The organism is Rhodanobacter sp. K2T2 (genome assembly GCF_013408815.1).
GTDB lineage: Bacteria > Pseudomonadota > Gammaproteobacteria > Xanthomonadales > Rhodanobacteraceae > Rhodanobacter.
Window position 1 is genome coordinate 236,436 of record NZ_JACCCA010000006.1, and the last position, 12,839, is coordinate 249,274.

The 12,839-nt window shown below is 64.3% G+C and carries 12 protein-coding genes; 8 read left to right on the top strand and 4 right to left on the bottom strand.

Going from position 1 to position 12,839, the window contains the following annotated elements:
* Nucleotides 1-10: 10 nt before the first annotated feature.
* Nucleotides 11-877 carry a thioredoxin gene (gene trxA, locus HDE78_RS11770; RefSeq protein ID WP_179479565.1) on the bottom strand — a complete coding sequence of 289 codons (867 nt, stop codon included), beginning with the start codon at nt 875-877 and terminating at the stop codon, nt 11-13.
* 160 nt (nt 878-1,037) lie between these two features.
* Between trxA and HDE78_RS11775 the strand changes: the two genes are divergently transcribed.
* The 8 genes from HDE78_RS11775 (at nt 1,038) to nadD (ending at nt 9,791) form a co-directional block, all read left to right on the top strand.
* Nucleotides 1,038-1,655 carry a paraquat-inducible protein A gene (locus HDE78_RS11775; protein ID WP_179479566.1) on the top strand — a complete coding sequence of 206 codons (618 nt, stop codon included), beginning with the start codon at nt 1,038-1,040 and terminating at the stop codon, nt 1,653-1,655.
* Nucleotides 1,652-2,281 (top strand): paraquat-inducible protein A, encoded by a 630-nt coding sequence (locus HDE78_RS11780; RefSeq protein ID WP_179479567.1) that lies wholly within the window; start codon nt 1,652-1,654, stop codon nt 2,279-2,281. The genes HDE78_RS11775 and HDE78_RS11780 overlap by 4 nt, the downstream gene beginning before the upstream one ends.
* Nucleotides 2,274-3,974 (top strand): MlaD family protein, encoded by a 1,701-nt coding sequence (locus HDE78_RS11785; RefSeq protein WP_179479568.1) that lies wholly within the window; start codon nt 2,274-2,276, stop codon nt 3,972-3,974. Before HDE78_RS11780 ends, HDE78_RS11785 begins: the two co-directional genes overlap by 8 nt.
* The gene (locus tag HDE78_RS11790; RefSeq protein ID WP_179479570.1) at nt 3,971-4,621 is read left to right on the top strand and encodes a PqiC family protein; all 651 of its coding nucleotides are present in this window, start codon (nt 3,971-3,973) and stop codon (nt 4,619-4,621) included. The genes HDE78_RS11785 and HDE78_RS11790 overlap by 4 nt, the downstream gene beginning before the upstream one ends.
* A gap of 118 nt (nt 4,622-4,739) precedes the next feature.
* On the top strand, nt 4,740-7,547 hold the full coding sequence (gene leuS, locus HDE78_RS11795) for a leucine--tRNA ligase (RefSeq protein WP_179479572.1): 2,808 nt from the start codon (nt 4,740-4,742) through the stop codon (nt 7,545-7,547).
* A 5-nt stretch (nt 7,548-7,552) separates the two neighbouring features.
* Nucleotides 7,553-8,131 (top strand): LPS assembly lipoprotein LptE, encoded by a 579-nt coding sequence (lptE, locus tag HDE78_RS11800; protein WP_179479574.1) that lies wholly within the window; start codon nt 7,553-7,555, stop codon nt 8,129-8,131.
* Nucleotides 8,131-9,153, top strand: coding sequence for a DNA polymerase III subunit delta (holA, locus tag HDE78_RS11805; protein WP_179479576.1), 1,023 nt, complete (start codon nt 8,131-8,133; stop codon nt 9,151-9,153). Before lptE ends, holA begins: the two co-directional genes overlap by 1 nt.
* Nucleotides 9,154-9,158: 5 nt before the next feature.
* The gene (nadD, locus tag HDE78_RS11810; RefSeq protein WP_179479780.1) at nt 9,159-9,791 is read left to right on the top strand and encodes a nicotinate-nucleotide adenylyltransferase; all 633 of its coding nucleotides are present in this window, start codon (nt 9,159-9,161) and stop codon (nt 9,789-9,791) included.
* 105 nt (nt 9,792-9,896) lie between these two features.
* On the opposite strand, the gene msrB is transcribed toward nadD, so the two are convergent.
* The 3 genes from msrB to HDE78_RS11825 all read right to left on the bottom strand — a co-directional run bounded on the left by msrB (nt 9,897) and on the right by HDE78_RS11825 (nt 12,697).
* Nucleotides 9,897-10,373 carry a peptide-methionine (R)-S-oxide reductase MsrB gene (gene msrB, locus HDE78_RS11815; protein ID WP_179479578.1) on the bottom strand — a complete coding sequence of 159 codons (477 nt, stop codon included), beginning with the start codon at nt 10,371-10,373 and terminating at the stop codon, nt 9,897-9,899.
* An 80-nt stretch (nt 10,374-10,453) separates the two neighbouring features.
* Complete coding sequence (locus HDE78_RS11820) at nt 10,454-10,726, bottom strand: hypothetical protein (RefSeq protein ID WP_179479580.1); 273 nt, start codon at nt 10,724-10,726, stop codon at nt 10,454-10,456.
* A 102-nt stretch (nt 10,727-10,828) separates the two neighbouring features.
* Entirely contained in the window at nt 10,829-12,697 is a 1,869-nt protein-coding gene (locus HDE78_RS11825) for a 3'-5' exonuclease (protein WP_179479582.1), read from the bottom strand.
* Nucleotides 12,698-12,839 lie beyond the last annotated feature (142 nt).

The following is a 12,839-nucleotide window of genomic DNA, read 5'->3' on the forward strand; positions in this document are numbered from 1 at the left end:
GCGCGCCGCATCAAAACAGCAGCGAGGCCATCTTGCGGCGGTAGCGGCCGACCAGTTCGGCATCGTCGAGCGTGGCGAATGCGGCGAGCAGGCGCTTCTTGGCCTGATTGTCGTTCCATTCGCGATCGCCCTTGAGGATGAGCAGAAATTCATCGAGCCCGGCGGCGGGGTCATCCTCCAGCAGCAGGCGCACGCCGAGCAGATCATGGGCCGCCCAGTCGCCGGCATTGGCCGCGACGCGCTGGCGCAGTTCGGTCAGCGAAGGGGCGCCTTCGAGCGCGTGGGCCAGATCGAGCTGGCTGCGCAGGCGCAGCGCGCGTACGTCGATGGCGAGGTTGGCCGGCAGTGCGGTGAGTTCGGCTTCGGCAGCGTCGGCCTGGCCGCCGCGCATCAGCGCCAGCGCCAGCTCGAGTTTCAGTTCGGCTTTGTCCGGCTCGGCGGCGATCGCCTGCTGCAGCCGGGCAATCGCCTGCTCGGGCGTTTCCAGCGCAGCTTCGTCGATGGCGTCCGCTTCCGGCGGCGCTTCGAGCGGCTGCACGTGACGCGACAGGAATTCACGCAGCTGGCTTTCCGGCAGCGCGCCGGCGAAGCCGTCGAGCACCTGGCCGTCCTTCACCAGCATCACGGTGGGAATGCTGCGGATGCCGAACATGCCGGCCAGCTCCTGCTGCGCTTCCACGTCGACCTTGCCGAGGCGGAACGCGCCGTTGTATTCGGCGGCGAGCTTTTCCAGCATCGGTCCCAGCGTCTTGCACGGCTCGCACCATTCGGCCCAGAAATCCACCAGTACGGGTGTGGTCATCGAGGCCTGCAGGACCTCGGCCTCGAAGCCTTGCTGGGTTACATCGAAGACGTGGGAGGCGGCTTTTTCAGTCACGGAATTTTCCATCGGGATAGATACAGTGCGATCCGGTGCTTGCCAGATCGGGGCAGGTGCCAGCATATCAAGCCTGCACAAGCTCCCTGACGTTCAGCGCCGGGGCCGCAGATTTGCGAGAATCCAACCATTGGCCCTGTCCGAGCAAGCCCGTAACCGCATGAGCACCACCTCACTGGAAGCGCTGCAGATCTGCGAAGAGTGCGATACGGTTCACCGTCGTCGCGCGATGACGCGCGGCGAAGTGGGCAAGTGCGCCTGTTGCGGGGCGACGCTGGAGCACTACCACAGCCTCAATCCCAATACGATGCTGGCGCTGGTGCTCACGGCATTTATCGTATTCGTTCAGGCCAACCTCTGGCCTATCGTCACGCTGGGCCTCAACGGTCGGCACAGCAGCACCACATTGTGGGGCGCCATTATCACGATGTGGCAGTCCAATGCGCAGGTCATCTCCGTACTGGCCGCCGCCACGCTGTTCTTTTTTCCGCTGGTCAAGATGCTGTCGATCGGCTGGTTGCTCTGGTTTGCGCGGCAGCGGCGCTGTGCGCCGGGCTTCGTGCCGATCATGGTGACGCTGCACTACATCGGGCCGTGGACGATGAGCGAGGTGTTCGTGCTCGGTGCGTTGGTGGCGATCGTCAAGGCCAAGGTGTATTTCGACGTGGTGGCCGATCCGGGCATTTATGCGTACGCCGTGTTGACCGTGCTCATCACCATTTTCGCCCGCGTCGACATGCGCGAGCTGTGGAACATGCGCATGACGGACGAGGGATGAGCGCGCTGCCACGCGCGGCCGACCTTGGGCTGATCGGTTGCCACGTGTGCCGGCTGGTTTGCCGCCAGCCACCGGAGGGCGCCGACGATATGGCGTGCCCGCGCTGCGGCTCGGCCCTGCATCGGCGCAAGCCGGCGACTTACGCGCGCACCTGGGCGCTGCTGCTGGCGGCTTTCATGATGTATCTGCCGGCCAACTTTCTGCCGATCATGCGTACGGCCAGCCTCAACGACGTGGACGACAACACCATCCTCAGCGGCGTCAAGGAGCTGTGGATCAACGGCTCGGCGGATTTGGCGATCATCGTTTTTGTCGCCAGCATCTTGGTGCCGATGTTGAAGTTTCTGGTCTTGGGCACCTTGCTGATCAGCAGTCACATGCGCACCGACTGGGCTCAGGTGCAGCGCGCCAGGCTGTATCGGCTGGTGGAGTTCATCGGCTACTGGTCGATGCTGGACGTGTTCGTGGTGGCGCTGCTGTCGGCGCTGGTGCGCTTCAACGTGCTGAGTCGGGTAGAGCCGCTGCCCGGCGTCATTTTTTTCGGCCTGACCGTGGTATTGACCATGCTGGCGTCGATGAGTTTCGACCCACGGCTTATTTGGGATAGCAGAGATAGCGATGACTGACGAAAGCAGCAACGAACTGGACAAGCCCGAGCGCGACGAGCTGCCGCGTCCGGTGGTCAAGCGCCGCCGACGTTTCAGCGCGTCGCTGATCTGGCTGGTGCCGGCGCTGGCGGCGGTGATCGGCATATCGCTGATCGTCAACAGCGTGCTGCAGGCCGGCCCGGAAATTGTTATCACCTTCCAGACTGCCGAAGGTCTGGACGCCGGCAAGACGCCGGTGAAATACAAGAACGTGGTGATCGGCAAGGTCGACAAGATCGAGCTCAGCGAAGATCGCTCCCACGTCAAGGTGAGCGTGGCGCTGGAGAAGAGTGCCAAGAGCTTCGCGACGCAGGGCACGCGGTTCTGGGTGGTGCGTCCGCGCATCGGCATCGGCGGCGTGTCTGGCATCGACACGTTGCTGTCCGGCGCCTTCATCGGTGCCGACGTGGGCGACTCGCAGACCTCGCAGGAGGACTTCAAGGGTTTGGAGACACCGCCAGCCGTCAATCACTCGGCACCCGGCCGAAGCTTCGTGCTGCACAGTGATGACCTGGGCTCGCTCGATATCGGCTCGCCGGTGTATTACCGGCGTATCCAGGTCGGTCGCGTGGTGTCGTACCGGCTGGACGAAAACGGCAAGGGCGTGTCGATGCAGATCTTTATCGATGGTCCCAACGACAAGTTCGTGACTACCTCGACGCGATTCTGGAACGCCAGCGGCGTGGATGTCTCGCTCGGCGCAGATGGGCTGAAACTCAATACCGAATCGCTGGCGACCGTGGTCGCCGGCGGTCTCGCATTTCAGGATCCACCCGGGCCGCATGACAGCACGCCGGCAACACAGGACGCGCAGTTCCAGCTGTTTGCCGATCAGGGCACGGCGATGGCGCCGCCGGACGGCACGCCGCATTACATCCGCATGCGCTTCGAGAAATCGATGCGTGGCCTCGACGTCAATGCACCGGTGGAGTTTCTCGGTGTGAAGATCGGCAACGTGGTATCGGTCCGCCTGGACTATGACGACAAGACGCAGACGTTCCCGCTGATCGTCGGTGCGGTGGTCTATCCGCAGCGGCTCGGCACGGCCTACGACAAGCTGCAGGCGCTGGTGAAGGCGCGCGGCGAAAATCCGGACATGACGCAGATGATGGGGCGGCTGGTCGACCACGGCCTGCGTGCGCAGGCGCGCACCGGCAATCTGCTCACCGGCCAGCTGTATATCTCGATGGACTTCGTCAAGAACGCGCCGAAGGTGGCGTTCGACATGAACGCCCGGCCGCTGGTGATTCCGACCGCGGCCGGCAGCTTCGACAAGCTGCAGGAGCAGGCGGCGGAGATTGTCGACAAGATCGACAAGATTCCGTTCGAGGCGATCGGCAACAACCTCAACCAGACTCTGGCCGGCCTCAGTGCGACGCTGAAGCAGGTTAACGGCAAGACCCTGCCCGAACTCGACAACACGATGAAGGGTGTGCAGAAAACCGTCAGCACGGCGGGCGACGCGCTGTCCGGCGATTCGCCGCTGCAGCAGAACCTGGGCACGACCTTGCAGGAAGTGCAGCGCGCGGCGCGCTCGGTCCGCGTGTTGATCGATTACCTGGGCGATCACCCCGAAGCGCTTATCCGCGGCCGCGGCGCCGATGCCAAGCCGGAGCGTGCGGCGGCACCGCCCGCGCCAACCCATTCACCGCAGCAAGGGAGCAAGCCATGATTCGTGCAGGCCTTTTTCATCACAGCAAGCGCCTGCTTGGCTGGGGCATCGCACTGACGCTGGCCGGCTGCGCCTCGGCGCCGCTGCACTACTACACGCTGGTTCCACCGGCGACCGACCCGACTTCCGACACCGCGTCGTCGAGCCCGGCCATGGCGTCGCTGCCGTTCGAACTGCTGCCAGTCACCGTGCCGGCGCAGGTCGACCAGCCGCAGCTGGTGGTGCGCGATGGCAGTCAGGGCGTGGCGCTGCTCAACGGCGAGCGCTGGATCGCGCCGCTGGGCGACGAGTTGCGCAGTGCGCTGTCGACCGATCTGGCGCGCCAGCTGCACAGTCAGGACGTCAGCGCCTTGCCCGGCAACGACAAGCCGCGGCTGCGGATCAAGCTGGACGTGCGCCGCTTCGACTCGCTACCCGGCAGCTATGCGCTGATCGATGCCAGTTGGAGCGTGCGAGTGATGCACGGAGCCAACGAGGGTCAGGGCGGCACGCTGTCCTGTAACAGCCGGGTGAGCGAGACGGTGGGTGCGGGCTACGATGCGCTGGTGCAGGGCCATCAGCGCGCGATCGGCCGGCTTGCCGCGCAGATCGCGGCGGTTGCGCAATCGCTTGTCAACGGCCAGATGCCGGCCTGTCCCAGTACTTGAAAGTACAGGTCCCCTGGCGCGTCAAGGCTTGGCGCCGGGGCCGCGCTGGGCTAGTCTGATCCGTTAACCGCCGCCGGCTGTCGCTGGCGCGGGCCCACCGCATCACGGCGTCGCAATCATGCAGGATATTCAAGACCCCAATTCCCTGTCACAGGGGGCTGCCGAGCCAGGACAATCGCCGGAGCAGGGCTATGCCGCCACGGCCGTCGAAAGCGCCGCACAGCAGTTTTGGGGCGAGCAGCACGCGTACGAGGTAAAGGAGGATCCCTCCAAGCCCAAGTTCTACTGCCTGTCGATGCTGCCGTATCCATCTGGCGCGCTGCATATGGGCCACGTGCGCAATTACACTATCGGCGACGTGATCAGCCGCTATCAGCGCATGCAGGGCAAGAACGTGCTGCAGCCGATGGGCTGGGACGCGTTCGGCCTGCCGGCCGAGAATGCCGCGATCAAGAACAAGACTGCGCCGGCCAAATGGACTTACGCCAATATCGAGCATATGCGCGCGCAGCTGCAGTCGATGGGGTATGCGATCGACTGGACGCGCGAGTTCGCCACCTGCCGGCCCGACTACTACGTGCACGAACAGCGGATGTTCGTGCGGTTGATGAAAAAGGGCCTGGCCTACCGTAAGAACTCGGTGGTGAACTGGGACCCGGTCGACCAGACCGTTCTGGCCAACGAGCAGGTGATCGACGGCCGCGGCTGGCGCACCGGCGCGCTGGTGGAAAAGCGCGAGATTCCGCAGTGGTTTCTCAAGATCACCGATTACGCGCAGCAGTTGCTGGAAGGTCTGGATACGCTGCCGGGCTGGCCCGATGCGGTCAAGACCATGCAGCGCAACTGGATCGGCCGCAGCGAAGGTCTGGAGATCCGCTTTGCGGTCAACGATCTGGACGGCCAAACGCTGGCGCCACTCGATGTGTTCACCACGCGCCCTGACACCTTGATGGGCGTGACCTTCGTCTCCATCGCGGCCGAGCACCCGCTCGCCGTGCATGCGGCGCAGAACAATCCGCAGCTGGCTGCCTTCATTGCCGAGCTGCGTCGGGGCGGCGTTTCCGAGGCTGAGCTGGAGACGCAGGAAAAGCGCGGTATGGACACCGGCCTGCGCGCGATCCACCCGATCAGCGGCGAAGAAATTCCCGTCTACGTGGCTAACTTCGTGCTGATGGGCTACGGCACCGGCGCGGTAATGGCGGTGCCGGCGCACGATCAGCGCGACTGGGAATTCGCGCAGAAGTACAGTCTGCCGATTCGCATGGTCGTCGTCGATCAGTCTGTTATCGATGCGCTGAACGAGATTCAGCACGACATCGCGCTGGGCGTCGGCGTCGATCCGATGCAGGCCGCGCTGAGCGGCCGCGATGCCAACGCGCAGGATATTTCCGCACCGCTGCGCATCGTGGAAGAATTCGAACGACGCATCCACGAGGAGGCCGCCTGGGGCCCGAAAGGCATCCTGGTCAATTCCGGCGAATACGACGGCATGGATTTCAGCCAGGCGCTGAATGCGCTGGCGGCGCGCTTCGAGCGCGACGGCACAGGCTCGCGCCGCGTGAACTATCGCCTGCGCGACTGGGGCGTCAGCCGCCAGCGCTACTGGGGTTGTCCGATTCCGGTGATCCGCTGCGAAAAGTGCGGCGACGTGCCGGTGCCGGAAGATCAGCTGCCGGTGATCCTGCCCGAGGACGTGGCCGACGCGTATTCGAAGGTCGGTACCGTGCAGTCGCCGATCAAGGCCGACCCCGAGTGGCGCAAGACGGTCTGCCCAACTTGCGGCGGTGGGGCCGAACGCGAAACGGACACCTTCGACACCTTCATGGAGTCGAGCTGGTATTACGCCCGCTACACCAGCCCGGGCGCCAGCACCCAGGTCGACGATCGCGCCAACTACTGGTTGCCGGTCGATCAGTACATCGGCGGCATCGAGCACGCGATCCTGCATTTGCTGTATTTCCGCTTCTATCACAAGCTGCTGCGCGACGAGGGTCTGGTGCACAGCGACGAGCCGGCGACCAACCTGCTGTGCCAGGGCATGGTGATTGCCGAGACGTATTACCGCGACAACATCGATGGCTCGAAGGACTGGATCAATCCGGCCGACGTCGAAATCGAGCGCGATGAAAGGGCGCGCGTGATCGGCGCGCGTCTGAAATCCGATGGTCAGCCGGTGCAGATCGGCGGCATCGAAAAAATGTCCAAGTCGAAGAACAACGGCATCGATCCGCAGTCGATGGTCGGCAAGTACGGCGCCGACACCGTGCGGCTGTTCTCGATGTTTGCCGCGCCGCCGGAGCAGTCGCTGGAGTGGAGCGAGGCCGGTGTCGAAGGCATGTCGCGTTTCCTCAAGCGCGTCTGGCGCGAGGTGACGGCGCACGCGGCCAACCCGGATCATCCGGTGGTCGAGCCGGGCGTGCTGGATGGCGGACAGAAAGCCATGCGCCGGCAGGTGCACGAAACCATCCAGAAGGTCAGCGACGATTTCGGTCGCCGCCATGCCTTCAACACCGCCATCGCTGCATTGATGGAGCTGCTCAATGCGTTGAACAAGTTCACCGATCAGAGCGAGCAGGGTCGGGCGGTGCGGCACGAGGCGCTGGAAAGCATGGTGCTGCTGCTTAACCCGGTCGTGCCGCACATCAGCCATGCGTTGTGGCAGGTGCTGGGTCATCCGCAGACCGTGCTGGAGAATCAGCCGTGGCCGAAAGCCGACCCGGCGGCACTGGTTCGCGATACGCTCACCCTGGCGGTTCAGATCAACGGCAAATTGCGCGCTACCATCGAGCTGCCGAGCGGTGCCTCGAAGGAAGAAGCCGAGGCGCTGGCCCGCGCGCAGCCGCAGGTGGCGCATTTTCTGGAAGGCCTCAGCGTACGCAAGGTCATCGTGGTACCGGGCAAGATCGTCAACATCGTCGCAGGATGAAATCCATGAGTTCCATGAAAGTCGGTCGTATGCTCCAGCTGGCGCTGTTGCTGTTATCCGCTATCTCGCTGGCCGCCTGCGGCTTTCATCTGCGTGAAAACGTGAAACTGCCGGCGTCGATCCAGAAAATCCACATCGTCACCGGCGTCGGCGATTTCCAGCGCATGCTGGCGCGCGCGCTGGTGGTGGCCGGCGTCGACGTGAAGGATGAAGGCGGCCCGGGCATCGCGGAGCTGCGTGTGCCGGTGGCGAACTTCAGTACCGACACACTGACCGCCGGCGGCTATGCGCGCATCACCGAATACGCCGTGCGCTACAACGTGCAGTTCAGTGTGATCGATGGGGCTGGCAATGTGGTCTTGCCACTTCAGACCATCAGCATGCAGCGCGAATACAGCTATGACGCGACCAACACGATCGGTAACGCGTCGGAGGTGAACGAGATCCAGCAAAGCCTCAACCAGGACATGGTGCAGGCCATCCTGTTCCGCCTGCAGGCAGCCAGCAAGCATCCGATCGCTGCGCCCTCTGCGGCCCCCAGCGCTTCGGCGGCAACACCGGCGCCTGCCCAAAGCACGCACTGATGCCGCTCAGCGCTGGACAGTGGCAGAAGGCCCTGACGGCGGACCAGCTGGCCCCTGTCTATCTGCTCGCGGGCGAGGAGCTGCTGGTGCTGGAAGCCGCCGATGCGCTGCGCGCGCAGGCGAAAAAGCTCGGCTATCCCGAACGCGAAGTGCTCGAGGTAGGCCAGCATTTCGACTGGGACGATCTGGCCCGCGCCGCCGCAGGCATGTCGTTGTTTTCCACGCGGCTATTTATCGATCTGCGTTTGCCTACCGGGCGGCCGGGTATCGAGGGGGCGAAAGCGATCAATGCGTTCTGCGCCGATCTGCGGCCCGACGTGACCCTGCTGATTACCGCCATGGAGTGGAGCAGCAAGCACGATGGCGCGTGGAGCAAGAAGTTGGACGCCACCGGCACGATGGTGGTGTTCAACGCGCCGCGTGCGAACGAGTGGGGTGCCTGGATCAGCGCCAGGCTGGCCAGGCATGGCCTGTCCGCGTCGCCCGATGCGGTGGCGCTTCTGGCCGAGCGCGTCGAAGGCAACCTGCTGGCCGCCGCGCAGGAAATCGACAAGCTGGCCGTGCTGCACGGGCAGGGACGCATCGATGCCAAGGAGATGGAAAATCTGGTCGCCGACAGCGCCCGCTACGATGCGTTCAAGCTCACCGATGCGGCCTTTGCCGGTGACGGCGCGCGCGCGCTGCGCATCCTCGCCGGCCTGCGCGCCGAGGGCGATGAGCTGATCGCTCTGATGGGCTGGCTGGTGAATCAGCTGCAGCTGGCGCTGCGCTTGGCCAACGCGACCGATTTTGCCGCTCAGGCCAAGACCGAGCGGCTGTGGCAGGCGCGCGAGCAGCTGTTTCGCCAGGCCCTGCGCCGCGCCCCGCGCGATCACTGGCTGCAGTGTCTTGCCCGCGCCTCGCGTATCGACCGCATGGCGAAAGGCCGCGAGGCCGGCAACCCCTGGCAGGAAGCCGAACGGTTGATCGCCGCCATCGCCGAGCCGCGCGCGGCGCCGGCACTGGCGCAGAGTCTGGTTTGATGGCGATGCGGCCGCTGGCGATTTTCGGCGGAACCTTCGATCCCGTGCATATCGGCCACCTCAGTGTGGCCTGGGAAGCCTCCGAGCTGCTCAATGCCGACGTGCACCTGATGCCGGCCGCCGTGCCGCCGCATCGACCGCCGCCGACGGCGAGCGCCGAACAGCGTATGACCATGCTGCATGCCGCATTGCAGGGGCAGTCGCGGCTGACGCTCGATGGCCGCGAGCTGCAGCGCACGGGGCCTTCTTACACGATCGACACGCTTGCCGAGCTGCGCGTGGAGCAGGGCGATCGCCCTCTTATACTGCTGATCGGTGCCGACGCGTTCGCCGGCCTGCCGAGCTGGCATCGCTGGCGGGAAATCCTCGACATGGCGCATATCGGCGTGCTGAGCCGCCCGGGTATCGAGGCCGCGTTGCCCGCTGCGCTGGTGCAGGCGGTCCAGGGCCGGCGCGTGAATTCGGCGCACGACCTACGCGGCTGGCCGGCCGGCAAAGTAATCGAACTGGCCGTGACCCCGCTGGAAATTTCCGCCACGCATATCCGCGAGCTACTGGCGGCGGGGCGCGATCCGCGCTATCTGTTGCCGGCTGGGCTGTTCGACGACGCTCAGCTGCTGGCGCCGTATCGAGCCTGAGACCGCTGCGAACGTACGTTGGCGGTGAGCGTTAGCGAACCCCAACGTGGCATCCCACAGATGTCGGGCATCGCTGCGCTCACCGCCAGCCTACGTAGCGTTTGATCAAGCTTCGGCGGCTGCCGGTTCGCCTTCAGGTGCTCCGCGGCCCAGCACATCCGGCAGCGCTTCACCGTTCTCGGTAAAGCTCAGCGAGACGGAGTTGAGGCAGTGGCGGTCGCCGGTGGGTTGGGGGCCGTCGGGGAAAACGTGGCCTAGATGGCTGCCGCAGCGGGCGCACACTTCTTCGGTACGGATCATGCCGTAGCTGGTGTCGCGGATCAGCTTGATATGCGCATCGTCGTACGGCTTGAAAAAGCTGGGCCAGCCGGTGCCGGAATCGAACTTGGCGCTGGAGCGGAACAGCGGCAGCCCGCAAAAGCGGCAGGTGTAAACGCCGTCTTTCTTGTTGTCGAGAAACACGCCGCAGAACGCCGCTTCCGTGCCGTGCTCCAGCAGCACGCGCTTTTCGTCGCGGTCGAGCCCTGCGGTGATGTCCTTGCGCTGCGCGTCGCTGGGTGGGGTGAGGTCGAAGATAGTCATGCGGGTTCCTGACGTGGATGACGAGGCAATGCTTCGGCTAATGATGTTGGGATGCACGGCCCCCGATCCAACCCGCGTGTTCACCAGAGCGGCGGCTCCGGGAGGCGCTGCGGCAACTGGTCGACAATGTAGGTGCTCACCGACCAGCGAAAAGTGAAGAAAGAGATCGGCACGCTGACTAAAAAGCCGAGGATCTTGCATATCAGGGCGATTCGATCCAGCGGAACCCCCGCGGCGCCCATCACGCCGCCGGTGATGACACCGAAGAGGCCGCCGACAAGTCCGCCGCCGATGCTGGCGACCAGAAAAAACAGAAACCAGCTCTTGAGATAATGGGGCTTAAACGATGCCATACGAAGTGACCCTCATGGTCGAACGACTAAAGGCGGCCATCGCAGTGTTCGACGTTCTGCGATGCGTTGCTCCTGTTACCTGTCCTCCATCGCGCGGCGCAGCTAGAGTGCGCTCAACTGCCCGCTTACATCGTTGATCGACGCGCGAATGCGCGCGCTGAAGATCGAGTCCTCATGGTGAATCAATACGAGCCTTTCGGTGGCGCGGGTCATGGCTACGTAAAGCAGCCGTGCCTCGTGCGTCTCGTCCTCGCCGACGGCCGGCATCTGGCCGAGGCCGGGGATGACCACCAGCGGAAACTCCAGGCCCTTGCTCGACTTCATGCTGATGATGCGCACGGCGTCCTTGACCAGGAAAAGTGATGCCTTGCCCTTGTCGTCCGCCAGCCGGCAGCTGATGCCGGCGCGGTCCAGCGCATCGCGCCACTGCTCGCCCTGCTTGTTGTGGCGGAACAGCACGGCGATATCGTCCAGGCGCCGGCCATGCGCCTGTTCGTCGCGGATCTGACTGATCAGCGCGGCGATTTCCTCGCTGGCGCTGTTGGCGCGTATCAGCTCGGGCACGGCGCCGCGCCGGCCGGCACTCTCCGGTGCAATCAGCGGCACGCCGTCGTCCTCGCCGGCCTGCGCGTCGAGCAGCTCGCTGGCGAAACCGCGCGCCACCGCGAGAATTTCCAGCGTGTTGCGGTAGTTGAGCTTGAGAATAGTCGTGCGACCCTGCGCCTGCACGCCCAGGCTTTTCCAGGTGAACTTGCGCCGGTCGGCCCGGCCATTGATGTTCTGCGCGTCGTCGTAGAGCACCAGCAGCGAGTTGGTGTTCGGGTCGATCATCTGCACGATCAGCTTGTACCAGTCCGGCTCGAAATCGTGGCCTTCGTCGATCAGCACCGCGCCGTACTGGAAACGTGGAATCTGACCTTTCTCGACGCCGTCGATCACCTTCTGCACCATCTGCGCGAAGAAATCCTTGCTGCCTTGCGCGGGCAGGTCCACGTGGTAGGCCGTGAGCATCTTGTGGCACCACTTGTGGAAGTTGTAGACCTGTACCTTTTCGCCGAGGCCGCGCTCGCCGATCAGCTGGTCCAGTCTCGCCGCCAGCGTCTTGTTGTAGCAGAGCACCAGGATCGGCTTGCCCAGCTCGCGCGCCAGCTGCATTGCGCGAAAGCCCAGAATCATGGTTTTGCCCGATCCGGCAACGCCGTGGATGATCCGGTGCTCGTCGCCGAGCGAGCGCGCCAGCTGCTCTTGCTGCGCGTCCATCACCTTGACGATGTCCGGAATTTCCAGCGGTCGGGTGATCGGGCCGGTCTCGTCGAACAGGCCGAACTGGCCTTCGCCGGGCGCCAGGCGAATTTCCGGAAACAGATGCCAGCGCACGCGATCGATCTGCGGCAGCGTCATCGCCGTGGGAAACACCTGCGGAAACATCGCCCACAGCTGTTCCTGGAATGTTTCGGGGTCGACCGTCTCGTAGATTTCCTCGCGGCAGAGCGTCAGGTGGGCCGGAATCACCGCATCCAGTCCGCCATCGACAAACTGCTTGCGACTGATATTGGCCAGCACCACGCCGTAAGCCCACGGCATCACCAGCTTTCCCGCATGGCGGCTGCCCGGCGGATGGCGCAGCGCCGGGTCGCGCTCCAGTACCACGCCGATTTCCAGCGCATAGGCACGCGCCTGCAGCAGCGGGTTGGCCTCCTTCACCAGGCCGCGATCGGTGATCAGGGTGAATTGGGTGCTGTCGGCGTGCTGGATGGTTTCAGCCTTCCAGTCCTTTACCTCCAGCACCAGCATGCCGCGGCGGGGATGGAACACGACAAAGTCCGGGCGTCGCTGCTTCAGGCCGATCGGCACGTCGTACCAAAGCAGATAATCGTCTTCGAGCTTGGCTTCCAGTCGTTCTGAAAGACGCTTTTCGCCTCCGGTCATGCGGGGCAGGCAGCCATTACGGGTCGGGGTAAGCGTGGCCATCCTGCGTCCAGAAGGTTACTGCGTCGAAGGTAGCGAAAAGTGCTGGCGTGTCAACGCTCACATTTGTGAATCGCCGATACCGTATTTTAGTCTCACCCAGTTGCATGGCCGGCAACAGTGGTACAAGGGGCGGCACTCGAGC

What these genes read in the sequence shown, in the direction of transcription:
- HDE78_RS11775 (WP_179479566.1), top strand. Translation starts at nt 1,038, where the DNA reads ATGAGCACCACCTCACTGGAAGCGCTGCAGATCTGCGAAGAGTGCGAT.
- HDE78_RS11780 (WP_179479567.1), top strand. Translation starts at nt 1,652, where the DNA reads ATGAGCGCGCTGCCACGCGCGGCCGACCTTGGGCTGATCGGTTGCCAC.
- HDE78_RS11785 (WP_179479568.1), top strand. Translation starts at nt 2,274, where the DNA reads ATGACTGACGAAAGCAGCAACGAACTGGACAAGCCCGAGCGCGACGAG.
- HDE78_RS11790 (WP_179479570.1), top strand. Translation starts at nt 3,971, where the DNA reads ATGATTCGTGCAGGCCTTTTTCATCACAGCAAGCGCCTGCTTGGCTGG.
- leuS (WP_179479572.1), top strand. Translation starts at nt 4,740, where the DNA reads ATGCAGGATATTCAAGACCCCAATTCCCTGTCACAGGGGGCTGCCGAG.
- lptE (WP_179479574.1), top strand. Translation starts at nt 7,553, where the DNA reads ATGAGTTCCATGAAAGTCGGTCGTATGCTCCAGCTGGCGCTGTTGCTG.
- holA (WP_179479576.1), top strand. Translation starts at nt 8,131, where the DNA reads ATGCCGCTCAGCGCTGGACAGTGGCAGAAGGCCCTGACGGCGGACCAG.
- nadD (WP_179479780.1), top strand. Translation starts at nt 9,159, where the DNA reads ATGCGGCCGCTGGCGATTTTCGGCGGAACCTTCGATCCCGTGCATATC.
- msrB (WP_179479578.1), bottom strand. Translation starts at nt 10,373, where the DNA reads ATGACTATCTTCGACCTCACCCCACCCAGCGACGCGCAGCGCAAGGAC.
- HDE78_RS11820 (WP_179479580.1), bottom strand. Translation starts at nt 10,726, where the DNA reads ATGGCATCGTTTAAGCCCCATTATCTCAAGAGCTGGTTTCTGTTTTTT.
- HDE78_RS11825 (WP_179479582.1), bottom strand. Translation starts at nt 12,697, where the DNA reads ATGGCCACGCTTACCCCGACCCGTAATGGCTGCCTGCCCCGCATGACC.